Source organism: Streptomyces sp. NPDC050388 (assembly GCF_040655635.1).
Lineage (GTDB): Bacteria > Actinomycetota > Actinomycetes > Streptomycetales > Streptomycetaceae > Streptomyces.
The window spans coordinates 62,865-88,824 of sequence record NZ_JBFAKH010000022.1 but is presented as its reverse complement, the minus strand read 5'-3'; the positions used below and the strand labels follow the sequence as shown (position 1 = coordinate 88,824).

Genomic DNA, 25,960 nt, shown 5'->3' with positions numbered 1-25,960 from the left:
GGGTGTATTCAGTGGACAAGGCGTCGCTCCAGGGCTCGCAGGGCAAGGGAGGCCAGGTAGGAGATGACGATGAAGGCGATGCCGATCACCGTCAGGGGCTCGGTGAACTGGAAGTGCTGCTGGGCGAACAGGCGCGCCTCACCGAGCATCTCCAGCACGGTGATCGCCATCAGCAGGGGCGTGTCCTTCAGCATCGAGATGACGTAGTTGCCGAGCGCGGGCACGACCCTGCGCACGGCCTGCGGCAGGATCACCGCGGTCCACGTCCGGCGCAGCGGCAGGTTCAGTGCCGTCGCCGCCTCCCACTGGCCCACCGGCACGGCCTCGATGCCCGCGCGGTAGACCTGCATCGTGTACGTCGAGTAGTGCAGACCGATGGCGAAGACACCCGTGGTCAGCGCCGAGAAGGTCAGTCCCCACTCGGGCAGCACGTAGAACAGGAAGAACAACTGCACCAGCAGCGGGGTATTGCGGACGAACTCCGTCACCGCGCCGACCGGCCAGGTCACCCAGCGGCTCGGCACCCGCATCAGCAGGGCCCACACCAGACCGAGGACGAACGAGATCAGTGAGCCGAGCACCAGGATCTGCAGAGTGACCAGCAGACCGTCCCAGAAGTACGGCATGAACTCGGAGACCGCGTTCCAGTCCCACTTCATCAGACCGCACCTCCCACGTTGGTGGTCTCGGCCCGCTTCAGCTCCACGTCCGGGTCGTGCTTCGGCGTCTTGCCGACCCCGGCCTTCAGCTTCTTCTCCAGACCGCGCATGACCCGGGTGAGCAGGAAGGCGATCACGAAGTAGATCACCAGGATGTACGTGTAGATCTCAGCGCTCTCCTGCAGCGCGAGGCGCACCAGGTTGCCGCTGAACGCCAGGTCGCCCATCCCCATGATCGACACCAGTGCGGTGCCCTTGAGCAGCTCGATCAGCAGGTTGGAGAACGGCGGGATCATCTCCGGCACCGCCTGGGGCAGCAGGATCAGCCGCAGCCGCTGGGTGGGCGTGAAGCTGAGCGCGATCCCGCCCTCGCGCTGGGCGGGATCGACGGCGGCCAGCGCACCGCGCACGATCTCCGAACCGTAGGCGCCGTAGGTCAGGCCCAGGGCCAGCGTGCCCGCCCACAGCGGCACCAGCTGCCAGCCGAAGGCCGGGGGCAGCACGAAGAACACCCAGAAGATCATCACCAGTGCCGAGGTGCCGCGGAACACCTCGGTGTAGAAGCCCGCGAGGAAGCGGACGAACTTCAGCCGGTGGGTGCGCGCGATGCCCACCACGAAGGAGACCGCCGTCGCCAGCAGCGCGCTGAGGACCAGCAGCTGGATCGTGACCCAGACGCCCTTGAGTACGAGGTCCCAGAGTCCTGAGGTCATCCGCCGCACAGCTCCTTCGCGGTCAGATCCGTCATCTCGTCCTCGGTGAAGCCGAACGGCTTGAGGATGCGCAGCAGCTCGCCGCTCTCCTTCAGCTTGCCCAGCTCGACGTTGAACGCATCCCGCAGCCTCGTCTCGGTCGGCCGGAAGGCGAAGCCGCCCCCGTCGACGTGCGGCTTGCCGTTGACGATCGGCTTGAAGGGCTCCGTGACCTCCGCCTTGGCCGACTTCTTCACCACCTCGCGGGTGGTGAGCGCCGTGCCGGCGAAGACGTCGACCCGCCCGGCCTCCACCGCGTTCAGCCCGGCGACCTGGTCGGGGACGATCAGGATGTCGCTCTTCGGGTACCCGGCCTCGACCGCGTACGCGATCTCCGCGTACCCGGTGCCGGTGGCGAACTTCGCCTTCTTCTCGACGACGTCCTTGTAGTCGGTCAGCCCCTTCGGGTTGCCCTTGCGCACGATGAACGAATCGAGCATCTGGTAATCGGGGTCGGAGAATATGACCTGCTCGCAGCGCGCGGGGTTGATGTACATCCCGGCGGCCACGACATCGAACTGCTGCGAGTTCAGCCCCGGGATCAGCGAGCCGAACTCGGTGGGCACGGGCTGGACCCGGTCCACCCCGAGCCGTTTGAAGATGACCTTGGCCAGTTCCGGCGCCTCGCCGGTCAGCTCGCCGTTCTTGTCGATGTAACCGAAGGGGATCTCTCCGGCGATGCCCAGCCGGACCACGCCCGCCGTCCTGAGCCGGGACAGCAGGTCACCGCCGTGCGTACTGGTCTCGGTGGGCACGCGCGAGCAGCCCGCCGCGCCGAGTGCGCCGAGCGCCGCGACCCCCGCGAGCAGCGACCGGCGTGAGGGCCCGGCAGGGCCGGGGGTGTCTCCGTGTCGTCCCGGTCGTCTCAGTGGTTTTGCCAGTGGTGGAGCCATGGCGGCGCGGCTACCCGAGAAGACGCCGATTATTCCCGCCAGTTTCGGCCCCGTTCGGCGGTCGGGCGGCCTTGACCGGTGCGGGACGATGGGTCTCATGATGGACCGATATGTAGAGGTCTCGCTGGTCAAACGCGGCATCACCTGTACGGCCCGGTTGCTCGACGACCGTGCGCCGATCACCTGCGCGGCCGTCTGGGACGCCCTGCCCCTGTCCGGCGACGTCTACCACGCCAAATACGCGCGCAACGAGATCTACGCCCTGTTCCCGCCCTTCGCACAAGCGGAGCCACCGCTGGAGAACCCGACCGTCACGCCCGTCCCGGGAGACCTCTGCTACTTCTCCTTCGCGGGCGCGGAGCTGGGCACCAGGGCCTACGGCTACGACCGCGAGGTCGGTCCGGGCACCACGGTCGTCGACCTGGCCCTGTTCTACGAGCGGAACAACCTGCTCCTGAACGGCGACGTGGGCTGGGTTCCCGGCATCGTCTGGGGCCAGGTCGTGGAGGGCCTGGCGGAGATGGCCGACGGGTGCAACGACCTGTGGCGCGGCGGCGCGGAGGGGGAGGCGCTCAGCTTCCGGCGGGCGTGACCCCGGACGCCCGGGCCGCCCCGGTCTCGAAGAGCGCGTGGGCCGCCCGCAACACCAGCGTGTCGGCGTGGCGGGCGCCCACGAGCTGGACCCCGATCGGCAGACCGGCCGCGTCGGTGCCCACGGGGACGCTCGCCGCGGGCTGCTGGGTCAGGTTGAACGGATAGGTGAACGGGGTCCAGCCCGTCCAGCGCCGGTGGCCGGAACCCTTCGGCACCTCCACGCCCGCCTCGAACGCCGTACGCGGCACGGCCGGGGTGACGAGGAGGTCGTAGGTGTCGTGGAAGAGCCCCATGCGCCGGCCCAGGTCCATCCGGACGTCCACCGCCGCCAGGTAGTCCAGCGCCGAACGGCGGGCGCCCTCGCCGCAGACCTCCCGCAGCCCGGGGTCCAGCAGTTCCCGCTGCTCACGGGTGAGGTGCTGCACCACCCGGGCGGCCCCGGTGAACCACAGGGTGTGGAAGGCGTCCACCGGGTCGGTGAAGTCCGGGTCGGTCTCCTCCACGTAGGCGCCGAGCGCGGCCAGCCGCTCCACCGTCCGCCGTACCGCCGCCGCTACCTCGGGCTCCACCGCCACCTGGCCGCCCAGCGACGGCGAGTACGCCACCCGCAGACCCCGCACCCCGCCGTCCAGCCCCTCCCGGAAGGAACCGGGGGCCGGCGCGAGCGCCGACCAGTCGCGGGAGTCCGGCCCGCAGATCACGTCCATCAGCAGGGCCGCGTCCGCCGCGTCCCGCGTCATCGGGCCGACGTGCGCCAGCGTGCCGTACGCGCTCGCCGGATACAGCGGCACCCTCCCGTACGTCGGCTTCAGCGCGAAGATCCCGCAGAACGCCGCAGGGATGCGGACACTGCCGCCGCCGTCCGTCCCCAGGGCCAGCGGTCCCGCGCCCAGCGCCACCGCCGCCGCCGCGCCCCCGCTGGAACCGCCCGCGGTCCGCGAGGGGTCGTGCGGGTTGCGGGTGACACCGCTGAGCGGAGAGTCCGTCACCCCCTTCCAGCCGAACTCGGGGGTCGTCGTCTTGCCGAGGAAGACGGCGCCGTGCTCCCGCAGCCGCGCCACCGACGGCGCGTCCTCGTCCCAGCGGCCCGCCGGGTCGACGGCGCGCGAGCCGCGCAGGGTCGGGGCGCCGCGCAGCAGCAGGATGTCCTTCACCGTGACCGGCACCCCGTCCAGCAGCCCGCGCGGCTCGCCGCGCCGCCACCGCTCCTCGGAGGCGGCGGCCCGCTCCAGCGCCTCCTCGGGGAACAGCCGGACGAACGCGTTCACCTCCGGCCGGCTCGCCTCGGCCCGCTCCAGCGCCGCGCGGGTCACCGCCACGGGGCCGAACTCGCCCCGGCGGTAGCCGTCGAGGAGCCGTACGGCGGTCAGTTCGGTGAGCCCGGTGGACCCGGTGGACCCGGTGGACCCGGTGAGGTCAGACATCCGCTCTCCCGCCACATCAGTGCCCGGGTACGTACCCGAGCCGCTTGTCGACCACGTTCACCAGCGGTTTGCCCGCTTCCCACAGCTCGTACAACTCCACGAACTGGGCGGCGAGTTCGTCCCGCCAGCCGATCGTGTCCCCGCTCATGTGCGGCGACACGATCAGTCCGGGGGCCCGCCACAGCGGGCTGTCCGGGGCGAGCGGCTCGGCCTCGAAGACGTCCAGGGCGGCGCCCGCGAGCCGGTGCTGCCCGAGCGCCTCGGCGAGCGCGTCCTCGACGACCAGCGGCCCGCGCCCGACGTTGACGAAATGGGCGGACGGCTGCATCATCCCGAAGCGGCGGGCGTCGAACATGCCCCGGGTCTGCTCGGTCAGCGGCGCGGCGGCGATCACCCAGTCCGCGCGGGCGATCAGCCGGTCCAGGTCCTCGGAGCCGTGCACCCCCGCGCGCGGGGTGCGGCCGACCAGCGCGGTGGTGACGCCGAGCGCCTCGAGCGTGCCGGCGACGGCCCGGCCGATCGGCCCCGACCCGACGACGCAGGCGCGGGTCCCGGCGACCTTGCGCGACTCGCGGTGGAGCCAGGTCCGTTCCCGCTGGAACTCCAGCGTCCGCGGCAGATCCTTGGCCAACGCCAGTACGAGAGCGGCGACGTACTCGGCGATGGGCCGGTCGAAGACGCCCCGCGCGTTGGTGACCACCGTGTCGGAGGCGGCGAGTTCCGGACAGAGAAGGTGATCCACTCCGGCGCTCGCGGTGTGCACCCAGCGCGGCCGCGGCCCCCCGCCCGGCCAGGCGGAACGCACCGCGTGCGAGGTGAAGTCCCAGACCAGCAGCACGTCGGCGTGCGGGAGCCGCTCGGCGAGCGTCGAGGCGTCCGCGTGCTCGACCCGGACCCTGCCGGTCAGCCCGCCCAGCCGGGGCGGCGGATCGGCGTCCAGGACGAGCAGCGTGGGGACGGCCCCCGGCGTGGGCGAAGAGGTGGTCGAGGCAGTGGCCGCGGGGGTCGAGGGGGTGGACATGGGCCGCCGTTTCCCCGGATGACCGGAAGTCTGAGATGTACGGATTGACCACGCTGGCACCCCGAACCTACCGTCGTCAACACGGGCGTTTCGGCGAACCGTTGCGTGCTCGTCTCTCACCGTGAGGCCGGTGCTGACATGGACGTCTCCTTCATCGGCGGACCCGGCCCGCAGCGCGGTGTCGGCGTGGTCGCCCCCTTCGACTTCGCGCTGGACCGCGAACTCTGGCGCTGGATGCCGGACGACGTGTCCCTGCATCTCACCCGAACGCCGTACGTGCCGGTCGAGGTCAGCCTGGACCTCGCCCGGTTGATCAGTGAACACGAGACCCTCGGCAACGCGGTGAGCACGCTCACCGCGGTCGGCCCCGAGGTCGTCGCCTACGCCTGCACGTCCGGCAGCTTCGTCGGCGGGGTCCTGGGGGAGCGCGCCATGTGCGAGGCGATGAGCAGGACCGGCGCGGTCCCGGCGGTCACCACCTCCGGCGCGTTGCTGGAGGCGCTGGTGGAACTGGACGTGCGGCGGGTGGCGCTGGTGACGCCGTACACCGTGTCGGTGACCCGGTCGCTGGAGCAGTACGTGGCGCAGGCCGGGGTGACGGTCACCGGCTGCGCGTACATGGGCCTGACCCGGCAGATCTGGCGGGTCGCCTACCGCGAGGTGGTGGACATGGCCCGGCGGGCGACGGCGCGCGGCCGGCTCGGCGCGGCGGAGGCGCTGTTCCTCTCCTGCACCAACCTGCCGACGTACGACGTGATCCCGCAACTGGAGGCGGAACTGCGCATACCGGTCATCTCGGCCAACCAGGTGACCATGTGGGCGGCGTTGCGCCGATTGGGTACTCAGGCGGTGGGACCGTATCAGGCGCTGATCGACACGTCGGCGCGCGTCACGCCCGGGACCGGGACCGAGACCGGGACCGGCGCCGAGGCCGTACTGCCGGACCGGACGTCCGGCGCGGTGCTGCCGCGGAGTCCGGTGCCGCCGCCCGCTCCGGTACTGCCGGACGGACCGGAGGCGCCGGGCGTGCAGGGTGCCCAGGGCGTTCCGGGTGCGCAGGGCGTGCCGGGAGTGCCGGACGAGAAGCAGCAGGAAGGCTGGACATGACCGCACTGGGATTCCTCTATCCGGGACACTCCGCCGAGGACGACTATCCGCGCGCCGAGCAGCTGCTGGGCAGTGACATCCGGGTGGACCTGGTGCACACCGACATCGGTGAGGACGCGCACCGGGTCGACGCGCTGCTCGAGATGGGTGACGCCGGTCGGCTCGCGGCCGGCGTCGGGGAGCTGCGGCGCGCGGGCGTCGACGCGGTGGTGTGGGCCTGCACCAGCGGCAGCTTCGTACGCGGCTGGGAGGGCGCGCAGGAGCAGGTGCGCGCCCTCGCCCGGGCGGCGGGCACGCCCGCGTCCTCCACGTCGTTCGCCTTCGTGCACGCGGCACGGGAGATCGGGGTGCGGCGGGTCGCCGTCGGCGCGACCTACCCGGACGACGTGGCCGCGCTCTTCGCCGGGTTCCTGGGCACCGGCTCGGTGTCGGTGACCGGGGTGACCAGTTCCGGGATCATCACGGCGGCGGAGGTCGCCACCTGGGGCGAGGCCGAGGTGTTCGCCCTGGCCCGCGCGGCCGACCACCCGGACGCCCAGGCCGTCCTCCTCCCCGACACGGCCCTGCACACGGTCGCCCACCTCGCGGCGCTGGAGAAGGACCTCGGCAAACCGGTCCTCACCGCCAACCAGGTCACCGTCTGGGAGGCCCTGCGCCTGGCCGACCGCAGGGTGAACGCCCCCTCCCTGGGCGCCCTGTTCACCCGGGAGCCGATCGTGCAGGTGTGAGCGGCGCGGGCGGGCGTGCACGGAGCGGGCAGCGAGGGCGGGGCGGGGAACAAACAGGGACACCCTCCTGTTGGTGGACCGGTGAGACGTCACCCGAAACAGGAGGCACCCCACCGTGGCCGCAGACGACACCGCAGCCGACGAGATCCGAGGCACGGCACAGGGCACCGCCCCCGTGCCCCTGTCCGTCCTCGACCTGGTCACCGTCGGCGCCGGCCACACCGCCACCGAGGCGCTGCGCACCGGTGTCGACCTCGCCCGTCTCGCCGAGGCGCGCGGCTTCCACCGGTTCTGGGTCGCCGAGCACCACTCCATGCCGGGTGTGGCGTCCTCCTCCCCGGCGGTGATCCTGGCCCACCTCGCCGCACACACCGACCGCATCCGGCTCGGCTCGGGCGGGGTCATGCTGCCCAACCACGCCCCGCTCGTCATCGCCGAGCAGTTCGGCACGCTCGAGGCCATGGCCCCCGGCCGGATCGACCTCGGCCTCGGCCGCGCCCCCGGCACCGACGGCGCCACCGCCGCCGCCCTGCGCCGCACCGAGCGGCTGAACGAGGGCGCCGACGACTTCCCCCAGCAGCTCGCCGAGCTGACCCGCTTCCTGGACGACGATTTCCCCGACGGCCACCGCTACCGCCGCATCCACGCCGTCCCCGGTCCGGTCCAGGCGACCTCGCCCGGCGGGGTGCAGTCGACGCACCGGCCGCCGATCTGGCTGCTCGGCTCCTCCGGCTTCAGCGCCCGGCTGGCCGGCCTGCTCGGCCTGCCGTTCGCCTTCGCCCACCACTTCTCCGCGCAGAACACCGTCCCCGCGTTGGACCTCTACCGCGAGTCGTTCACCCCGAGCGACGTCCTCGACGAGCCCTACGCCCTGATCGGGGTCTCCGCGCTCGCGACCGACGACGAGAAGGAGGCCCGGCGCCAGGTCCTGGCCGCCGCGCTCAACATGGTCCGGCTGCGCACCGGCCGCCCCGGCCTGGTGCCCACCCCCGAGGAGGCGGAGGCGTACCCGTTCTCACCGATGGAGCAGGACTTCGTCGAGTCCTGGAACGCCAACGTCGTGCACGGCACCCCGGACGAGGTCCGCGCAGGCCTGGACGAGCTGCACAAGCGCACCGGCGCCGACGAGCTGATGATCACGGCCAACGCGCACAGCGGTGACGTACGCCTGCGTTCCTACGAACTCATCGCCGACGCCTACGGGTTGCCGACGACGTCCGCCTGAACCCCGGGCGTGCCCAGCAGTTCGGAGATGCGGTCCGGTGACACCGGACGGGAGTACAGCCAGCCCTGGCCGGTGTCGCACCCCATCCGGCGCAGCCGGGTGGCCTGCGCCGTGGTCTCCACGCACTCCGCGGTGACCGTCAGCCCCAGCCGGTGGGCGAGCTGGACCATCGCCTCGACGATGGCCTCGTCCGCCGGGCTGGGCGTCTCGTCCCGGTCCTCGTAGGGGAAGCCCCGGACGAAGGCGCCGTCCAGTTTCAGCACCGACACCGGCAGCCGGCTGAGGTAGGCCAGGTTCGAGTAGCCGGTGCCGAAGTCGTCGATGGCGATGCGTACGCCCATGTCGCTGAGCGCCTTCAGTGCCTGGAGGGGCCGGCCCGAGGAGCCCATCACCGCCGACTCGGTCAGCTCCAGCTGGAGCAGCTGCGGGGCGAGGCCCGTCTCCGTCAGGGTCTCGGCGACGTCCGCGACCAGGTCGGAGTCCCAGACCTGCCGGACCGCCACATTGACGCTGACGAAGATCGGCGGCTCGGTGGGGTGCTCGACCTGCCAGCGGCGGGCCTGCCGGCAGGCGGTGCGCAGCACCCAGCGCCCGAGCTGGACGATCGAGCCGTCCTCCTCGGCGATGGAGATGAACCGGTTCGGTGTCAGGGTGCCGAACTGCGGGTGGTTCCAGCGGACCAGGGCCTCCACACCGTGCACCCGGTCGTCCTCCATGCCGACCAGCGGCTGGTACTCCAGCGTGAACTCGCCCCGGTCGACGGCGGGGCGCAGCGCGGAGGCGAGGGCCTGGCGGGTCATGCGGTGCGCGTTGCGTTCCGGGTCGAACAGCGTCCAGCGGGACTTGCCGTCGGCCTTCGCCCAGTAGAGCGTCGTGTCGGCGGCCTGCATCAGCGCGGTGGGCGTGGTCCCGGCCGCGTGCCGTTCGACCACCCCGATGGACGCCGAGACCGACAGCCGCCGGCCGTCCACGTCGAAGGGGTCCTGGAGCGCCCCGAGCACCGACTCGGCGAGGTCGGCGAGCTGTTCGGTGCCCGTGGAGTCCTCGACCAGCAGTGCGAACTCGTCCCCGCCGAGCCGGGCCACCAGCGGGGTGCCGGTCCTGGACCGGCCCGCCTCCTCGGCGCACAGCGCCAGCCGTTCGGCGACGGCGGCCAGCAGCCGGTCGCCGACGCGGTGGCCCAGGGCGTCGTTGATGGCCTTGAACCCGTCGAGGTCCAGGGAGCAGAGCCCGATCCGGCCGGTGCCGCTCTGCTCGTAGGACTCCGCCTCCAGGGCGGCCGTCAGCCGTTCGAAGAACAGGGCGCGGTTGGGCAGCCGGGTCACCGGATCGTGCATCTGCAAGTAGTGGAGCCGGGCCTGGAGTTCGCGGCGGGCGCTGACGTCGGCGACGGACAGCAGGACGCCGGGCCCCTCGTGCGCGTCCCCCGCGTCCGCCGCCTCAGGGGGGAGTGGCGCGACCGACACCTGCACCCACAGCGAGTGCCCCTCGGGGTGCTTGAGCCGGCGGGTGCAGCGCAGCTTCGCCTGCCGGCCGCACAGCACCTCGCGGTAGGAGTGCCAGGCGCGCGCATCCGAGGAGAGGTCCACCAGGTCGGCGGCGACGGCCCCGACCAGGGTGTCCGGGGCGCGGCCCAGCAGGGTGGCGAGGGTGCTGTTGGCGCTGACCACCCTGCCCTCGCGGTCGACCACCGCCATGGCGAGCGGAGCGGCCGTGAAGACGGAACGGTACGACGGGGGGAGCGCCTGGGGGGAAGGCGACGAGGGCGCCGGGGGTGAGGTCGGCTCTTCACGTTCGGCACGGGGCGGGGCAGAGGTGTCACTCTCCGTGACGCTCGGCCGGTTGAGGTCTGCTGTGGGCGTCGGCCCTTCGGACGTTCCGCTCACCGCTCGCTCCCGCCGTGCACTCGATCGCTGTCCGTGCCGGAAAGCCTCAGGAATGTCTCAGGAAAGTGTGCCGATCATAGAGGCCGACCCGGAGCCCTTCCAGTCACTGTCCAGTGTCCAGCACGGTCCCGCATCTCTGCCAGATCGTTTCCGCTCGGAGGTGGACGGCTTCTTCAGGCCTGGGACCGGTTGTGACGTTCCGTAAGTGGTTCGAGGCGTCGAACGTGAACGGATTTCTCGGCCTCTCACCCGTCCGGTGCAGATAAACAGGGCGCAGTATGACAATCAACCACATTCTGGGTGCGGTGTCCCGCGAACCGTCTCCCGGAGGTCTTTGTGCCGCGCCAGCTCCCCCTGAGGCGACTCGGTCATGAGGCTCTCAGGGGATTGGGCCGACAGGGTGGTGCACGCGGCCGCCCCTGGCTGCGCAGCGCGGCGGCCGTGCTCACCACCCTGTCGGCGCTCGCGGCCACGTCCCTGGTGGCGGGGCCCTCCGACGCCGAGACCTTCTCCGCGGCCCCCTGCGCCCTGACCCGCACCGACGCGCACCACTCGGAGGGCCTGGACACCTGGAACGCCGCCTACCCCCGGCCGACCGGCCGGCTGGACGCCGTCATGGTGTTCCTGTCCTTCCCGGACTCGCACCCCCTGGCCACTCCCGACGACATCGCCGCCGACCACTTCCCCGCCACCAGCGACTTCTTCCACCGGGCCTCCTACGGCAGGTTCACCCTGCGCCCGCACATCCTGCGTGGCTGGATCCCGATGCCGCGCCCGTCCACCGCGTACGCCATACAGCGTGACTGGACCGTGCGGGACCGGTCCGCCTACCTGCGCGACGCGCTCGCCGCCGCCGACCCGAAGGTCGACTTCTCGCGCTACGACGTCGTGTACTTCGTCGCCGACCCGGACGCGCCCGGGGTGGACTCCGACGCCACCAAGGTCGTCAACCTGGAGACCCCGATGCGGGCGGACGGCACCGACATCCGCCGGGTCGTCACCGTGTTCGAGGACCAGCCGCCGGACCGGCTGGTCCTCGCCCATGAGACCGGCCATGTCTTCGACCTCCCCGACCTCTACAACCGGCCCGTGGACGGCAAGGGCGACTGGGACACCCACGTCGGCGACTGGGACCTGATGGGAAGCCAGTTCGCCCTCGCCCCGGACCTGTTCGGCTGGCACAAGTGGAAGCTGGGCTGGCTGGCGCCCCGCCAGGTGCGGTGCGTGCAGGACGCGGGGCCCGTGCGGCTGACGCTGGAGCCGCTCGGGGCGGGGCCCGGCGTGCCGGTGACCGGTGCCGCCGGGGCGCCGTCCTTCGGGCTGGGCCGGGGCGTCAAGCTCGCCGTGGTGCGCACCGGCCCGGACAGCGTGCTCGCCTTCGAGGCGCGCGGTCCCGTCGGCGACGACGCGGGCGCCTGCCGGTCGGGGGTGCTGGTCTACAAGGTGCGCGGCACCACCCGGTCCGGTGAGGGGCCGATCGAGGTCGTCGACGCCCACCCGCACACGGAGGCCTGCCGGGGGGACTCGGTCTACCCGTCCCTCGCGGACGCCCCGGTCGCCCTCGGCGAGAGCTTCACGGTGCCGGGGGAGGGGGTGCGGGTGGAGGTACTGGAGCGTACGGCTTCGGGGGCGTGGACGGTGCAGATCAGCATCGGGCCCGGGGAGGGGAGGGAAGACACGTGAAAGGCCCCTTGCTTTCGCAAGGGGCCTTTCACGTGTCGTGCGCCGCCAGGGACTCGAACCCCGGACCCGCTGATTAAGAGTCAGCTGCTCTAACCAACTGAGCTAGCGGCGCCTGCTGACGTCGTAGACATTAGCACCCTGGTCGGCAGGAGGAAAAATCGATATCCGCACGGCCGCGCACGCCGCCCGTACGGCCGCCCAGAGCAGCACCTCCGGGCCCGGTAACCAGGGGTGACGCGTGTCCGGGGCGACCAGCCAGCGCGAGCCGGAGCGGTCCGCCCGGTCGCCGGGATCCGGGGCCGGAACGGTCACCGCGTCGCCGGTGCCGTGGCACAGCAGGGGCGGGACGGCGCCCGTACGGCCCGCCTCCCCGGCCGTCCTGCCGCGGGCGTCCCACTCCTCCCACTCCAGCAGCGCCGGCAGCCGCTGGGCGGTGCCGGGTGCCGAGAACAGCAGCATCCGGCCGCGGAACTCGGCCACCGGGCCGGAACCCGGCCCCTCGTCCCACATCCGGTCCAGCATCCGGCGCCCGAAGGTCGAGGGGGCGCTCACCACGTCGAAGGCGGAGCCGCAGGGCAGCACGACGGGCGCGTGCGGCCGCTCCTCCCAGAGCGAGAGGGTGCTGCGCGGATACGTTCCTGCGGAGGCGAGCCAAGCGGCGCCGTCCGGGGTGACGCCGCTGACGTCGGATACCTTGCGTGCACTGCGTGCGCTGCTCATGGAGCCTGTCTACCCGCGGTGAGGGAACGGTTTCCCAGAGTTGCGGGAATCGAGGACACCGGGGCGGGGAGGCGGTATCTTGCCCACCTGGCATATGCCGCGCCTGTTCGAGGGGCGAGGGTGGCGGCCGGTCGCGCGGGGGCGCGCGTGACCGTGTGCACGCCGCTCACACCGGGTCGGCGTGCCCCCGGCCCTCACTCCCGTGCAGCAGGTCCCGACCGAACTCGATCATCTTCTTCGCGTAGTCCTCGGTCCACTCTGCCCGCTCGGCGATGGCGGCCGGCGTCAGCCGGTCGAAGCGCCGAGGGTCGGCCAGCTGTGCCGCCGCCACCGCCTGGAACTCCACCGCCCGGTCCGTCGCCGCGCGGAACGCGAGCGTCAGCTCCGTCGCCCGCTCCAGCAGCGCGCGCGGGTCGTCGATCGACTCCAGGTCGAAGAAGTGCTCCGGGTCGGCGGCCGCCTCCGCGGGCTCGAACAGCAGGGGCGCGGGGCGTAGCCGCGGTCGGTCCCGGTGCGGCGTGGGCTCCGCCATGTCATCTCCCTCTTGCTTGGCCTTCTCGCCGTACACGTCGGACACGTCGGACACGTCGTGCTCGTCATGCCGGTCGTACGCGTACGTCACGTCGGCCCGCCGATGAGTGGGCCACCGTCCATTGTCCCGCGCCCTGGCAAGAGGGCCTCGGGGCAGGCACGACCGGGCCCGCGACGGTCAGGGTCGCCATGCGACCCGGTGTTCCGCGAGGTGGGCCAGGACCGAGTGGTTCGCCTCCCAGCCGTCCGGGCTGTAGCCGTCGGCCGCCTCCGGCGGCGTGCCGGACTCCGTCCGGCGGATGGGGCGGCGTCGTGCTGATCGCCTGCCGGGCAGGCATCGGAGTGGTGTCAGGGTTGCCATGAGACCCGGTGTTCCGCGAGGTGGGCCAGGACCGAGTGGTTCGCCTCCCAGCCATCTGGAAACTTCACGAGGGTGCCCAGCTGGACCGGTTCCGTCGACGGGTAGGCGTCCAGCAGCTCGCCCACGCCCGCCCTGCACACCACGATGCAGGCGTGCCGGTGCCGGGAGGCCAGCACGCACAGCCTGCCGGTCTCCAGGTGGAAGGCGGTGGCGTCGGGGCGGCCGGACAGCGGGTGCAGCACCACCGTGACGTCGAACTCCCGACCCTGGAGCCGGTTCGCCGTGTCGACGGTGACGTCCGCCGCGCCCAGCTCGGCCAGCGCCGCCCGGACCGCCGCCGCCTGGTCCCGGTGGGCGGTGCCGACGGCGATCCGGTCGGCGGTGAGCGGAACCGGGTCGGGGGCGGGGCGCTCGGAGGTCGTGGCGCCCTCCCGGTCCAGCAGCCGGCGGACGACCAGGGCCACCGCCCGGACCGCCTCCGGGTCGGTGCGCGGGGTGTGCCGGGCGGGCAGCTCCAGCAGGCCCCAGCCGGACTCGGCGGCCTCGTCGATCACCCGGTCCGGACCCGAGCCGTCCGACGGGACACCGAGGGTGAGCCGCCGGTCACCGGGGCCGGTGCCGCTGCGGAACGGCGTGTACGGGTAGAACGCGTCCGACACCAGGGGCGCCGCCGAGGCGGGCAGCCGCCACGACACCGGCAGACGGTGCTGCGGCAGTTCGGGATTGTGGGCGAGCAGGGTCGTCACGGCGGACGCGGACGGGTCGTAGGAAAGGCCCGCCCACTGCTCGCCGCCCACGATCGAGAACGGGTCCAACTGCCCCGGGTCGCCCACGAACAGCGCCCGCTCGAACAGCCCCGCCACGGCGAGCAGCGCGTCCGAGCGCATCTGGTACGCCTCGTCGACGATCGCGTGCGTCCACGGTTCGACGCCCTTGACGTGCGCCCACTTGGCGGCCGTGGAGATGACCACGTCGAGCCCGGCGAGATCGGCCGCCTTCGCCGACTTGCGGACGTTCTCCAACCGGTCCAGCGCCTTGTCGTACGGGTCGGTGTCGCTGCTGTGCAGCCGGCCGACCGGCAGGTCCGGGTTCTTCTCGGCGAGCCGCAGGACCAGGTCGTCGACCTGCGCGTTGGTCTGTGCCACCACCATCAACGGGCGCCCCGCCGCGGCCAGTTCCAGGGCCGCGCGGACCACCAGCGTGGACTTTCCGGCGCCGGGCGGGGAGTCGACGACCACACCGCGCGCGGTGCCGTGCAGCGTGTCGCCCAGGATCGCGTCGGTGGCACGGGTGGCCGCCGCGCCGGGGTCGAAGGCGGCCTCTTGGACAAGGGTGGTCACTGAGAGTTCCAGTCCGTTGGCGGATGGCAGTGTCGCGGTGTGCTGAGCGAGAGCCAAGCCGGCACGACAACCTCCGATCTCTGGGGAAACCGGGCTGGTTCCAACCCGGCTGGTGCTGATCGCGTAAGACCTGGTCGTTCGCTGAGCGACGGGGCAGCGTGAGCCAGGAATCCTCCTCGTTCGCGAGGGGGAGGGTTCAAAGGAGGTCCTCCTCGGTCACCGGGTCGGCGGCCTCCGGTGCGGCGGCCGCGGCACCGGGCGGGCCGCCGTGGGTCCACGGGGTCTCCTCCGGGTCGGGGAGCTTCGCCCCGCCGCGCGGCTCGTGCTCGAACAGCGTGAAGCAGAGCCGGTCGCCCTTCTCCGGCACCGAACCCGCCTCGGGCTCCTTGCCGCGGCCCATCTTGTCCAGGATCCGCAGGACGAGCAGGGATCCGTCCGCTTTCTCAGCTTCTCCGGCTTCCGTGGCCTCCACGGCGACGAACTCGGCCGTCTGCGGCTTCCCGCCCAGCGAGCGGTACACCCTGGCCCGCTCGCCCAGGTACGGGCGGTCGTCCGTCCGGACGGTGACCAGCGGGCGAGGGCTCGGCCGCTTGCTCTCGCTGTACGCCATGACGACCTCGACGACCTCGCCCGCGAACGCCTCCCCGGACAGCCGCCGGCCCGCCATCACCAACGGGTCGTCCAGGGCCTCCTGGGCCTCCAGCCGGGCCTGCTCCCGCTCGCGCGTGGCGAGCTTGCCGGCCGCCGTCACCGCGTCGTCGCGGCGCGGCTGCGGCGGCTCACCGGCCAGCACCCGCTCCCGGTGACCGGTGAACGACCAGCGGTCGCGCGTCCACCGCTCCTCGACGCGCGCTCCCTCCGGCAGCGCGCGCAGCAGGTCCAGGCCCCGCCACACCGCGTCCCAGGTGGGCCGCGTACGGCTCAGGACCAGCGCGCGGATCTCCCGCTCGGCGGCGGTCAGCGCGCCGAGCCGGTCGTCGGCCTCCAGACCGTCCTCCGCGGCGGCGAGCGCGCTGCGGGCGCGGTCGTACCGCTCGACGGCCGGGGCGAGCAGCTTGTTGTCGAACGCGGGGTCGGTCGCCGGGCCCGCGGGCGGACACAGCAGCTGCCCGCCGGCGTCCCGCGCCAGCTCCGCCTCCCGCGCCGCCTCGGCCCCGGAGCGTCCCTCGGGCGGGTCGATCCAGGCGAGCAGCGCCCCCAGGTGCTGGTCCTCCAGCGTGGACTGACCGGTCGCCCAGTGCCGGCCCAGCAGATCCGTCATGGCCGTCAGGAGCGACGAGCCGGGTACCCGGGCCCGCTCCCCGAAGTGCGTCAGCCACCGCCCCAGCAACGGCACCCGGGGCGGTGCCGGGAAGGGCGCCTCCGGGTCCTGCTCCGCCGTGCGCCGGAACCGGGTGGAGCGGCCGAGGAGCCGTACGAGGTCGACGCCGGCCCGGCTCGGCACGATCAGCTGCGGCGCGTCCGCGCACAGCTCCACCTCGACCTTGACCCGCTTTCCGGTCTCCGGGTCGGTCTCGCTGCGTTCCGCGGCCTCCACCGCCTCGGCGCAGCCGTCCACGTACGGCAGGACCACGTCGGCCAGTTCGGCCAGGAACGCGAACCTGAGGTCCCGGTCGCGCGGCTGCGGCACGGCCAGCAGCCGCGGCGCGTCCCGGTCGGTGCCCACCAGCGCGCCGAGCGGGGCACCCGCCTCACCGGCGGTGATCAGCGGCACGAACACCAGCGGCCGCTCGGACAGATGCCGGTGCCGGACGGTGGCGGCGGGCTGGGCGCGACCGGTGCTGACGGCCTCGAGGCGGGCCAGGGTGGCGATCAGCGACAAGGGGCCACCTCCGGGCGGCCGGTGAGGGCCTGTGCGCCGACGGGGGCCTGTGCGTCGGCGAGGGCCTCCGCCCGCAGCGCCGCCGCCCTGCGCAGGGCGGCCACCGTCGGGTCGTCGGGATCGCCGGCCTCGCCGCGGGCCGCCGCCAGCACGTCCTCGACCGTCGTCAGACCGCCCAGTTCGGCACGGACCGGGCGGCCCAGAGAGGTCACCGCGCCCTGCGCGCGGGAACGGTCCCGGCAGTGGAAGGCCAGCTCGCACGCGGACAGGCACTCCGGCGCGTAGCTCGCCGGGACCGACTCCACGGCCGCCGTGAGCCGCTCGCGGGGCAGCTCGGGCGCGAAACAGGTGCCCTCGGGGAGCGCACCGGCGATGTCCTCGATCCGGGTGAGCCGGGCCAGCTGGCGGGCGGTCACCGCGCGCTGCTTGCGCACGTCCACGGCGGACGCGGTCGGCAGGTTGGAGAAGTCCTTCGGGCACACCAGCAGGATCCTGTGCCGCACGCGGGGGGCCGGGACGGTGGTGAGGCGGGCGGCGACCTCCTCCAGCGCCAGCACGTACACCGCCGCCTGCCGGGCCGCCGCGCCGACCTTCGCCGGATCCGCCGCCCCGTCCAGCATGGGGAAGGACTTGATCTCCACGACCGTCCAGCTGCCGTCCGGGTGCACCACCACCGCGTCCGGTTCCAGGAAGGCCGGCGAGCCCGCGACGTCCAGCGCGAGCAGGGGGTGGTCGAGCAGTGTCCACCCGTCCCGCGCCCGCGCGGCCTCGCCCAGCGCCAACTCCGTGCGCGCGGCGCGCCCCCGGGGGCCGGACGCGGTCAGGTCCGGCACCCGCGCGCCGGCGGGCGGTTCCGCGGAGCGGTCCAGTTTCTCGTGGACGAGCCGCAGCAGCTCCGTACCGCCGTCCGCCTTGACCCGGGCCTCGAACGCGTTGCCCCGGACGAACGCGAACTGGGACTGGCCGAAGACCGAGGGCGAGCCCAGCGCGCCCGCCAGTCTCGCCTTGTCCACGCCCGCGCCGTCGAGGATCGCGCGGCGCGCGCAGCCCGGGTTGGCGGCCAGGGCGGCCAGGGCGCGTGCGTCCAGCGCCTTCGCCGACACGTCCGGACCGCGCAGCTCAGCGAGCCGGTGCCGGAGCGGCCGGGGCTCCTTCCCCCTGGTCGGAGGGGGGAGCGCCGCCCGGCTCGGTTTCCGGGGCGGACCGTGGCTCGAACTGCCGCTGCCGTGGCCGCTGTCGTGGAAATTGCTCACCCGCGGAAGTCTGGCATCCGGCACTGACAATCGGGGAACCCGGGACGGGAGAGGCCGCCGGGGTCGGCGCCGGGCGCGGCAGCAGACGGGCCCTCACCCGGTCCGTGTACCGCGTCACGACGGGGGCGAGCAGCAGCCCGGCGCCCATCACGGCGGCACCCGCGACCGCGTCCAGGAAGTAGTGGTTGGCGGTGCCCATCACCACGACGACCGTCACCAGCGGATAGCCGACGGCGGCCGTCCTCGCCGCCCGTGCCGCCCTCGTGGTCTGCGCCGTCCGGGTTCCGCCGATCCGCCACAGGATCACACCGCACCACAGGGCCCAGCCCACGTGCAGGCTCGGCATCGCCGCGTACTGGTTGGTCAGCCCGCCCAGGCCCCGCGGGGCGCTGGCCTCACCGGCCCACCAGCCGTACGAGCTGTACTGGGCCATGGTGTCGACGAAACCGTGGCTCGCGTCGAGCAGCCTGGGCGGGCAGGTGGGCAGCAGGGTGAAGCCGATCAGCCCGATGAAGGTGGACGTCATCAGCCAGGTGCGGGCGGCGCGGTAGCGCACCGCGTGGGAACGGAACAGCCAGACCAGGAGCGCGGGCGTCACCAGGTAGTGCAGCGACGCGTACCAGAAGTCGGCCGGTATGCCCAGCCACGGCTCGCGCGTGAACAGCCGGTTGAGCGGGTGCTCGGCGTTGAGGTGGAGCGCCTGCTCGATGCGCAGGATCGCCAGTCCGTGGTCCACGGCGTCGGTGACGTCGCCCCGGACCAACAGGCGCCCCGCCGAGTAACAGGCGTACACGAGGAGGATCAGCGGCAGCTCGGTCCACCAGCGCAGCCGGATCGCCGGGGCCCCTTCGGTACCCGGTGTCTCGGTGTGCGGCATCCGATCGCCCTCCCCCTTCACGCTCACTCCCGCCCCACGGCGATCCGAATCAGCCACTCTAGGCGTACTCGCGCCCCCCATGGGGTGCCTTCGGCCCTGATAGACGCTGAGATCGCCCGCCGGGTTGCCCCTCCCCAGGGTGCGCGATGATGGAGGGGTTCCGCCCCCGATTTCTCCCGGAAGGTCTCTCATGGCACCGCGCATCCTGCTGGCCCGGCACGGACAGACCGCATGGTCGTTGTCCGGCAAGCACACCGGCAGGACCGACGTGCCGCTCCTGGACGAGGGCCGGCAGGGCGCCAAGCTGCTCGGTGAGCGCCTGCACCGGCCGCCGTACGACGGGCTGCCGGGCGTCGAGGTGCGCACCAGTCCGCTGGTACGCGCCCGGGAGACCTGCGCGCTCGCCGGGTTCGGCGAGCGCGCGCAGACCTGGGACACCCTCATGGAGTGGCACTACGGGGCGTACGAGGGCATGACCCCCGACGAGATACGGGCGGACCGCCCCGACTGGCTGATCTGGCGCGACGGCGTGCCCGAGGGGGAGACCCTCGCCGAGGTGACGGCCCGCGCGGACGAGGTGGTCGCCTGGGCGCGCTCCGCCGACCGGGACGTGCTGGTCTTCGCCCACGGACACATCCTGCGCTCGATCGGCGCCCGCTGGCTGGGGCTGCCGCTCGACTTCGCGGCCCGCATCCGCCTCAACCCGACGTCACTGTCGGTCCTGGGCTGGGCGTACGGGGAGCCGGCCCTCGAGAGCTGGAACGACCTGGGTCACCTGGCGGGGTGAGCCGACCCGGTGCCGGCCCGGACCTGACGCCGGCCCGGACCTGACGTCGGCCCGGACCTGACGCCGGCCCGGACCTGACGTCGGCCCGGACCTGACGTCGGCCCGGGCCTGAGGTCGGCCCGGGCCTGAGGTCGGCCCGGGCCTGAGGTCGGCTCGGGGCGGTCACGTCGTGCGGGGGAGGGAGTCGTGGCGGTCCAGGAAGGCCGACACGTCCGAGGTGCGGCGGTGCGGGAGGAGCACGCGGGCCGTGCCCGCCAGCATCGTGCGGACCCGGGACGACTGGACCTCGGGCAGCAGGTCCAGCACCCGCATCCCCGCGGCCGCCGCCTCGTCCGGGCGCCCGCCGCGGGCCAGGTCGTCCGCCAGCTCCGCCGTGTACAGCGCGATGTTGCGGGTGAAGTGCGGGTTCTGGAGCTCGGCGGCCCGCCGCGCGTGCCGGGCGGCCCGCGGCCAGTCGCCCAGGGCCGACCAGCACTGCGCCTCCAGGCCCTCCAGCTCGGCCTCCCCGTAGAAGGACATCCACTCGGGGTCGGCCGGCGCGGGGCCGCGGTCGAAGTAGGCCTGCGCGCGGGCCAGCGCCTGCTCGCAGCCGGACCGGTCGGCGAGCCCGGCCCAGCCGCCCGCCTCGCGCAGCGCCAGCAGCGACATCAGCCGGGCGGAGCCGAGCGGGCGCGCGGCCCGCTGCGCGGCCTGCGCCGCCCGCACCGCCTCCCGGGGCCGGCCGGAGTCGCGGGCGAGGAACGCCGTGTTGCAGAAGGCGTGCGCCTCCAGCCCGGGATCCCCGGTCACCCGCGCGGTCGCCAGCGCTTCCGCGTAGTGCGAGCGGGCGTCGTCGAACCGGCCCGAGTCGTGCGCCAGCCAGCCCACCGAGATGGCCAGTTCACCGGCGCCCGCGTACAGCCGGTCCGCCGTCCGCTGCCGGGTCGCCCCGGCGTCGAGCAGGGCGTAGGCGGCGCGCAGCGGTGCCGCCGCCCTTCGGTAGAGGCCGTCGGCCCCGTGCCGGTCGTCGAGCAGCCTGATCCGGCGGACGGCGTCTTCCAGGGCACCCGCGTCGCTCGCCCCGGGACGGCGTACGGCGCGCTGTGCCGCCGAGGCGTCCGGGGCCAGGGCGAGCGGGCCCAGTGAGGCGGCGGCCACCGTGGCGCCCCCGCCGGTCATGAATGCGCGACGCAGCACGTCGCTCTCCTCGTAGTTGTGGTGCGTGTGGTACGGGTGGTACGGGTGGTGCGGGTCGTACGGGTTCTGCGTGTCATACGGCTCAGGGCCCCCGCCGGTCTCACTCGTGGCGGGTGCCGGGGCCGCGTCGGGCGCCGGGGGAGTCTCCCCGTCGTCCCGCGCCCGGCGCCCGCGGACCGACGCGCGGGGCGCGAAGCCCAGATCGGTCAGCGTGCGGCCGGGAAACATGTGCAGGAACACCCGTTCATAGGCGTAGTTGGGGCAGCGGATCTCGCCTGCCTCCACCCGGTGCACGTACCGCGCGTCACAGCTGACCCGCTCGCCTATCTCGCGAGCGGCCCTGCGGACCGACGCGGCGAACTCGGCCGGCGAGCGCGTTCCGCGCAGTTGCCGGAAGACGAGGTTCGGCCGTGGTGGCCGGTCGGGCTGGGACGAGGGCACCGTTGACGACGCCATGGCCGGGTCCTCTCTGCGAACCGTCGAACCATGCCGGAGGCAGAGCGGTCCATCCGTCGCTCCGCTCTGTTGCCGGCGGGCAAGAACGTACCTGCTGTGACGGAGTCGCCACGCAAAGTTTGGCCACAAACCGGATATCTCGTCCGTGATCCGCCATGAACTGCCATTCTGTGCTATTGGGTTTCGCCGTAGCCCATGACGGTCCGTCGCGTTGAACCCCGTGTGTGGTGGAGCCGGAACGTGGAGGCCGGGATGGTGACCAGCCGGAACAGTGAACCCCGAACGCCGCCGGGCAGACCGCCGGGCAGACCGCCGGGCAGACCGCCGGGCGGGCCGCCGGGCTGCTGCGACGTGGTGACGGTTCCGGCCCGGCAGGGCCTGGAGGCGGTGGACATCCTCCGGCGCGGCGCGGCCGGGACGGGGGACGCGGTGGGGCCCGTACTGCACGACGGCGGCGGGAGCACACTCGGGTTCCTGGTGCCGCCGGGGACCGCCGCGGCGTGGGACGTGCCGGGCAGCACCTGTACGGAGACCGACGGCCGCGGGCTGAGCCCGGCGTCCGAGGAGCCGCCGGTGGAGGGCTCGGACTGGTTGCTGCCGCCCGAGGACGACGCCGGCCTCGCCACCGATCCCGCGGTCCTGCGGGAGGCGCTGGGGGCGGCACGACGCCTGCTCGACGCGGTGGACGGCTGCCGCTGAGTCTGCCGGGCCGGGACGCGCGCGGTGCTCGGGGCGGCCGGGGCCGGTCCGGGGCGGGTTGCGACAATGGCCCCATGGGAAGGTCCAGGAACTCCGGACGCGGGCGGGCCGCCGTCGAAGCCGTCGTCGAGAGCGTCGACGGAGGGCTCGCCCGGCTCGTCCCCGACCGGGAACGGCCGAGGGCCTGGACGCTGCTGATCGACGACGCCCCGCAGTCGCACGTCGACCTGGACGATCCGGCGTACCTCTCCTTCGAGTACCAGCGGCGGATCGGACACGTCATCGACACCGCCGTGCCGGCCGGCCGGCCCGTGCGGGCGGTGCATCTCGGCGGCGGCGCGTTCACCCTCGCCCGGTACGTCGCCGCCACCCGGCCCCGCTCCACCCAACAGGTCGTCGAACGGGACGCGCGGCTGGTGCGACTGGTCCGCCGGGAACTGCCGCCGGACCCCGGGGCGCGGATCAGGGTGCGCTCGGTGGACGCCCGGGAAGGGCTCGCGAAGGTACGGGACGGATGGGCCGACCTCGTCGTCGCCGACGTGTTCAGCGGAGCCCGCACCCCCGCCCACCTGACCTCGACCGAGTTCCTGGACGACGTCCGCAGGGCCCTCGCCCCCGGCGGGGTCTACGTCGCCAACCTCGCCGACGGGCCGCCGCTGGCCCACCTGCGCGGCCAGATCGCCACCGCCGCCGCCCGGTTCGCCGAACTCGCGCTGATCGCCGACCCGGCGGTGCTGCGCGGCAGACGCTTCGGCAACTCCGTGCTGGTCGCCTCCGACGCGCCCCTGCCGATCGCCGAGCTGACCCGCCGCGCCGCCTCCGACCCGCACCCCGGGCGCGTCCCGCACGGGCGGGAACTCAGGGACTTCACCGGCGGTGCCGCCCCGGTCAGCGACCTGGCGGCGGTCGACTCCCCGGCGCCACCACCGTCGGTGTTCCGGTGACGGGCGAGGGGGCCGGGCCGCCCGGTCAGTAGTCGTTGATCTCCACGCGCGGCGGGCCGTCGTGCCAGGTGCAGAAGACCGACACCCGGTCCGCGTCCGCCGCGAACTCCACCCGGATCCACGACTCCGTCTTCCACACCTGCATCGACCAGCCCGCCCCGGGCGTCGCCGACACCAGGGACGCGGAGGTCTCGCCGAGGTCGAAGACCGCCCGGCCGCCGTCGGTGTCGTACGCCTTGACCTCGCCCGAGGTGACCGGGGCGGGGCCGGCCGGAGTGGGGTCGGCCCCGCCCCGGGCGGGGTCGGGGGACCCCCCGTCGGGCTCGCCCGCCGACCGCCCCGACGACTCCCGCTCCCGCGCGTCCGCGGCGGCGTCCCCGGAGCCCTGGGAACTCTGCTGGTCTTTCGAGTCCTTGGAGTCCTTGGAGTCCTTGGAGCCCTTCGGGTCCCGCACGTCCTTCGAGTCCCCGGCGTCCGCCGCGTCGTCGGCGGCTTCCGGCGCCTTCGCGTCGGTCGGGCGCCGGGTCGAGGACGACACCGGCCTCGACTCCTGTGTCGTCGCGTCGGCCGCCGTGATGGGCAGCGCGCGGGGCGGGTCGTAGGCCGTGCCCGCCATCACCGTGTGCACACCCCACCACGACAGCGTGACCGCCGCGCCCGTGGCGAGCAGCCAGGCCAGTACGTGTACGAGTCCTCTGCGCATCGTCGGCCCATACTGCCCCACCCGCCCCGCACGTGTCGCGCCCGCAGCGGTGTCCGGAGTTGTCCACAGGCCCGCACCGAGCCGCCCGGCATGGCGTACGGTGCCGCCCATGGCACGTGTTCTCGTAGTCGAGGACGACCCCTTCGTACGCTCGGCGCTCATCCGGCAACTGGCCGACGCCGCACACCTGGTGCGCAGCGTCGGGACGGCGCTGGAGGCGCTGCGCGAGGTCGCCCATTTCCGTTTCGACGTCGTCGTCCTGGACCTCGGTCTGCCCGATCTCGACGGCTCCGAGGCGCTGAAGATGCTGCGCGGGATCACGGACGTGCCGGTGATCATCGCCACCGCGCGGGACGACGAGGCGGAGATCGTACGGCTGTTGAACGCCGGTGCGGACGACTACCTGACCAAGCCCTTCTCGGTGGAGCACCTGTCGGCCCGGATGGCGGCCGTGCTGCGCCGGGCCCGTTCCCGCGCGGGAGAGCCGGAGCCGTCCCCGGTGCTCCGGGTCGGCGGGCTGACCGTCGACCCGCTGCGCCGCCAGGCCGAACTGGACGGTGCCCGACTGGACCTCACCCGGCGGGAGTTCGACCTGCTCGCCTTCCTGGCCGGGCGGCCCGGAGTCGTCGTCCCCCGCAGGGAACTCCTCGCCGAGGTGTGGCAGCAGTCCTACGGTGACGACCAGACCATAGACGTCCATCTGTCCTGGCTGCGGCGGAAGTTGGGCGAAACCGCCGCCCGGCCGCGCTATCTGCACACCCTGCGGGGCGTCGGCGTGAAACTGGAACCCCCGGCCGCGGGACTGCCCGCGGCGGAGTCACCGCGATGAGATGGGCCCTGGTGAAGGTGTCGGTGGCGGTGACCGCGATGGTCGTGGTCGCCTTCGCGGTGCCGCTCGGCCTCGTCATCCGCGAGATGGCCCGCGACCGCGCCTTCTCCAACGCCGAACGGGAAGCCGCGGCGGTCGCTCCCGCGTTGTCCATCACCACCGACCGCGACCAGCTCGAACGCGTCGTCGCCTCTGCCGGGTCCGACGCCGCGATGGCCGTGCACATACCCGTCGGCGCCGATGCCGAGCCCCTCGACATCGGGCGCCGCCGCGCCACCGCCGAGGACATCGAGGCGGTACGGAAACTGGGGCGGGCCTCCACCTCCAAGGTGTCCGGCGGCTCGACGCTGCTCCAGCCGGTCGCGCTCAGCAGCGGCGAGATCGCCGTGGTCGAGGTGTTCGTCCCCGAGGCCGAGGTCAGCAACGGGGTGGGCACGGCCTGGGCGGTGCTCGCGGGGGTCGGCGTCGCCCTCATCCTCGGCTCGGTCGCGGTCGCCGACCGACTGGGGGTGCGGATGGTGCGGCCCGCGCGGCGACTGGTCGAGGGGGCGCACGAACTGGGGGAGGGCAAGCTGGGCGCACGGGTGCCCGAGAAGGGGCCGACCGAACTGCGGCTGGCCGCCGTGGCGTTCAACTCCATGGCCGACCAGGTCGTCCAACTCCTCGCCAACGAACGGGAACTGGCCGCCGACCTGTCCCACCGGCTGCGCACCCCGCTGACCGTGCTGCGGCTGAACGCCGCCTCCCTCGGCGACGGACCGGCCGCCGAGCAGACCCGCGCGGCGGTCGAGCAACTGGAGCGCGAGGTCGACACCATCATCCGCACCGCGCGGGACGCCAAACCGCAGACGGCCGCAGCCGGCCCCGGCGCCGGCTGCGACGCGGCCGAGGTGGTCCGGGAACGGATGGCGTTCTGGTCGGCGCTCGCCGAGGACGAGGGCCGCACATGGCGGGTGGCCGGAGCGGACGCCCCGGTCCGCATCCCCGTGGCCCGCGCCGACCTGGCCGCCGCCCTCGACGCCCTGCTCGGCAATGTGTTCCGGCACACCGCCGAGGGCACCGCCTTCGCCGTCGACCTGCACAACGGCGAGGACGCGGTGATCGTGCTCGTCTCCGACGCGGGCCCCGGCATACCCGACCCGGAGGCGGCGATGGCCCGCGGCCGGGGCTCCGGCAGCGACGGCTCCACCGGCCTCGGCCTGGACATCGTGCGCCGACTCGCGGAGGCCACCGGCGGGGACGTACGGATCGGCTCGTCGATGCTCGGCGGGACCGAGGTGCGCGTCTGGATCCAGCTCGACGGCCGGGAGGGGGCTCCCCGGAGGCAGTACGGACGGGGCCGCGGCCACCGGGGGACCGTGCGCCGCCGCCGTCCCGGCCGGCTGACACCGACCTTCAGGTCCTGATCCGCTCCTGATCCACGCTTGATCCACTCTTGATCCACGGGCCGGACCGGCCGACGGGGCGCGGCCCTCCCCAGAGCGCCGCGC

At 73.5% G+C, this 25,960-nt stretch carries 24 protein-coding genes and 1 tRNA gene; 10 read left to right on the top strand and 15 right to left on the bottom strand.

The features are described from left to right. Window positions 1–8 precede the first annotated feature (8 nt). The 3 genes from ehuD to ehuB are packed head-to-tail and all read right to left on the bottom strand — an operon-like array spanning window position 9 to window position 2,304. The gene (gene ehuD, locus AB0I73_RS15365; RefSeq protein ID WP_363037479.1) at window positions 9–659 is read right to left on the bottom strand and encodes an ectoine/hydroxyectoine ABC transporter permease subunit EhuD; all 651 of its coding nucleotides are present in this window, start codon (window positions 657–659) and stop codon (window positions 9–11) included. Next, window positions 659–1,372, bottom strand: coding sequence for an ectoine/hydroxyectoine ABC transporter permease subunit EhuC (gene ehuC, locus AB0I73_RS15360; protein WP_363037477.1), 714 nt, complete (start codon window positions 1,370–1,372; stop codon window positions 659–661). Before ehuC ends, ehuD begins: the two co-directional genes overlap by 1 nt. Next, window positions 1,369–2,304 carry an ectoine/hydroxyectoine ABC transporter substrate-binding protein EhuB gene (gene ehuB / locus AB0I73_RS15355; RefSeq protein WP_363037475.1) on the bottom strand — a complete coding sequence of 312 codons (936 nt, stop codon included), beginning with the start codon at window positions 2,302–2,304 and terminating at the stop codon, window positions 1,369–1,371. Before ehuB ends, ehuC begins: the two co-directional genes overlap by 4 nt. A gap of 97 nt (window positions 2,305–2,401) precedes the next feature. On the opposite strand from ehuB, the gene AB0I73_RS15350 reads away from it, so the two are divergent. Further along, on the top strand, window positions 2,402–2,896 hold the full coding sequence (locus AB0I73_RS15350) for a DUF3830 family protein (protein WP_363037473.1): 495 nt from the start codon (window positions 2,402–2,404) through the stop codon (window positions 2,894–2,896). Here AB0I73_RS15350 and AB0I73_RS15345 read toward each other — a convergent pair. Next, window positions 2,877–4,322, bottom strand: a complete 1,446-nt coding sequence (locus AB0I73_RS15345; RefSeq protein WP_363037471.1) for an amidase — start codon at window positions 4,320–4,322, stop codon at window positions 2,877–2,879. The two genes, AB0I73_RS15350 and AB0I73_RS15345, sit on opposite strands and share 20 nt — an antisense overlap. A gap of 16 nt (window positions 4,323–4,338) precedes the next feature. Then, the gene (locus AB0I73_RS15340) at window positions 4,339–5,343 is read right to left on the bottom strand and encodes a D-2-hydroxyacid dehydrogenase (protein ID WP_363037469.1); all 1,005 of its coding nucleotides are present in this window, start codon (window positions 5,341–5,343) and stop codon (window positions 4,339–4,341) included. Between the two features lie 138 nt (window positions 5,344–5,481). On the opposite strand from AB0I73_RS15340, the gene AB0I73_RS15335 reads away from it, so the two are divergent. The 3 genes from AB0I73_RS15335 to AB0I73_RS15325 all read left to right on the top strand — a co-directional run bounded on the left by AB0I73_RS15335 (window position 5,482) and on the right by AB0I73_RS15325 (window position 8,403). Then, window positions 5,482–6,450 (top strand): aspartate/glutamate racemase family protein, encoded by a 969-nt coding sequence (locus AB0I73_RS15335; protein ID WP_363037467.1) that lies wholly within the window; start codon window positions 5,482–5,484, stop codon window positions 6,448–6,450. Continuing rightward, the gene (locus AB0I73_RS15330) at window positions 6,447–7,178 is read left to right on the top strand and encodes a decarboxylase (RefSeq protein WP_363037465.1); all 732 of its coding nucleotides are present in this window, start codon (window positions 6,447–6,449) and stop codon (window positions 7,176–7,178) included. The genes AB0I73_RS15335 and AB0I73_RS15330 overlap by 4 nt, the downstream gene beginning before the upstream one ends. A 115-nt stretch (window positions 7,179–7,293) precedes the next feature. Beyond that, on the top strand, window positions 7,294–8,403 hold the full coding sequence (locus tag AB0I73_RS15325) for an LLM class flavin-dependent oxidoreductase (protein WP_363037463.1): 1,110 nt from the start codon (window positions 7,294–7,296) through the stop codon (window positions 8,401–8,403). Here AB0I73_RS15325 and AB0I73_RS15320 read toward each other — a convergent pair. Then, complete coding sequence (locus tag AB0I73_RS15320) at window positions 8,376–10,289, bottom strand: bifunctional diguanylate cyclase/phosphodiesterase (RefSeq protein WP_363037461.1); 1,914 nt, start codon at window positions 10,287–10,289, stop codon at window positions 8,376–8,378. The two genes, AB0I73_RS15325 and AB0I73_RS15320, sit on opposite strands and share 28 nt — an antisense overlap. Before the next feature lie 387 nt (window positions 10,290–10,676). Here AB0I73_RS15320 and AB0I73_RS15315 point away from each other — a divergent pair, with 387 nt between their 5' ends. Continuing rightward, entirely contained in the window at window positions 10,677–11,972 is a 1,296-nt protein-coding gene (locus AB0I73_RS15315; protein WP_363037459.1) for a M6 family metalloprotease domain-containing protein, read from the top strand. Window positions 11,973–12,010: 38 nt separating this feature from the next. On the opposite strand, the gene AB0I73_RS15310 is transcribed toward AB0I73_RS15315, so the two are convergent. From AB0I73_RS15310 to AB0I73_RS15280, 7 genes are all read right to left on the bottom strand, one after another. Continuing rightward, a tRNA-Lys gene (locus AB0I73_RS15310) sits at window positions 12,011–12,084 on the bottom strand. Beyond that, window positions 12,075–12,692 carry a bifunctional DNA primase/polymerase gene (locus tag AB0I73_RS15305; protein ID WP_363037457.1) on the bottom strand — a complete coding sequence of 206 codons (618 nt, stop codon included), beginning with the start codon at window positions 12,690–12,692 and terminating at the stop codon, window positions 12,075–12,077. The genes AB0I73_RS15310 and AB0I73_RS15305 overlap by 10 nt, the downstream gene beginning before the upstream one ends. A 166-nt stretch (window positions 12,693–12,858) precedes the next feature. Beyond that, the gene (locus tag AB0I73_RS15300; RefSeq protein WP_109380878.1) at window positions 12,859–13,224 is read right to left on the bottom strand and encodes a hypothetical protein; all 366 of its coding nucleotides are present in this window, start codon (window positions 13,222–13,224) and stop codon (window positions 12,859–12,861) included. A gap of 347 nt (window positions 13,225–13,571) precedes the next feature. Then, window positions 13,572–14,924 carry an AAA domain-containing protein gene (locus tag AB0I73_RS15295; RefSeq protein WP_363037455.1) on the bottom strand — a complete coding sequence of 451 codons (1,353 nt, stop codon included), beginning with the start codon at window positions 14,922–14,924 and terminating at the stop codon, window positions 13,572–13,574. 196 nt (window positions 14,925–15,120) lie between these two features. Further along, entirely contained in the window at window positions 15,121–16,746 is a 1,626-nt protein-coding gene (locus AB0I73_RS15290; RefSeq protein WP_363037453.1) for a hypothetical protein, read from the bottom strand. Next, complete coding sequence (locus AB0I73_RS15285; RefSeq protein WP_363037506.1) at window positions 16,737–17,864, bottom strand: hypothetical protein; 1,128 nt, start codon at window positions 17,862–17,864, stop codon at window positions 16,737–16,739. Before AB0I73_RS15285 ends, AB0I73_RS15290 begins: the two co-directional genes overlap by 10 nt. Before the next feature lies 1 nt (window position 17,865). After that, complete coding sequence (locus AB0I73_RS15280) at window positions 17,866–18,876, bottom strand: phosphatase PAP2 family protein (protein WP_363037451.1); 1,011 nt, start codon at window positions 18,874–18,876, stop codon at window positions 17,866–17,868. A 190-nt stretch (window positions 18,877–19,066) separates the two neighbouring features. Between AB0I73_RS15280 and AB0I73_RS15275 the strand changes: the two genes are divergently transcribed. After that, on the top strand, window positions 19,067–19,663 hold the full coding sequence (locus tag AB0I73_RS15275; protein WP_363037449.1) for a histidine phosphatase family protein: 597 nt from the start codon (window positions 19,067–19,069) through the stop codon (window positions 19,661–19,663). Between the two features lie 162 nt (window positions 19,664–19,825). On the opposite strand, the gene AB0I73_RS15270 is transcribed toward AB0I73_RS15275, so the two are convergent. Beyond that, entirely contained in the window at window positions 19,826–21,295 is a 1,470-nt protein-coding gene (locus AB0I73_RS15270) for a hypothetical protein (RefSeq protein ID WP_363037447.1), read from the bottom strand. Between the two features lie 252 nt (window positions 21,296–21,547). On the opposite strand from AB0I73_RS15270, the gene AB0I73_RS15265 reads away from it, so the two are divergent. Further along, window positions 21,548–21,994 carry a hypothetical protein gene (locus tag AB0I73_RS15265; RefSeq protein WP_363037445.1) on the top strand — a complete coding sequence of 149 codons (447 nt, stop codon included), beginning with the start codon at window positions 21,548–21,550 and terminating at the stop codon, window positions 21,992–21,994. A gap of 74 nt (window positions 21,995–22,068) precedes the next feature. Then, entirely contained in the window at window positions 22,069–22,938 is an 870-nt protein-coding gene (locus AB0I73_RS15260; RefSeq protein WP_363037443.1) for a fused MFS/spermidine synthase, read from the top strand. Window positions 22,939–22,963: 25 nt separating this feature from the next. Here AB0I73_RS15260 and AB0I73_RS15255 read toward each other — a convergent pair whose 3' ends face one another. Beyond that, window positions 22,964–23,641, bottom strand: a complete 678-nt coding sequence (locus AB0I73_RS15255) for a hypothetical protein (protein WP_363037441.1) — start codon at window positions 23,639–23,641, stop codon at window positions 22,964–22,966. Window positions 23,642–23,750: 109 nt separating this feature from the next. Between AB0I73_RS15255 and AB0I73_RS15250 the strand changes: the two genes are divergently transcribed. Both AB0I73_RS15250 and AB0I73_RS15245 read left to right on the top strand, forming a co-directional pair. Further along, a complete protein-coding gene (locus AB0I73_RS15250; protein WP_363037439.1) occupies window positions 23,751–24,470 on the top strand; it encodes a response regulator transcription factor in 720 nt (239 codons plus the stop codon). After that, complete coding sequence (locus AB0I73_RS15245; protein WP_363037437.1) at window positions 24,467–25,876, top strand: HAMP domain-containing sensor histidine kinase; 1,410 nt, start codon at window positions 24,467–24,469, stop codon at window positions 25,874–25,876. The genes AB0I73_RS15250 and AB0I73_RS15245 overlap by 4 nt, the downstream gene beginning before the upstream one ends. Window positions 25,877–25,960 lie beyond the last annotated feature (84 nt).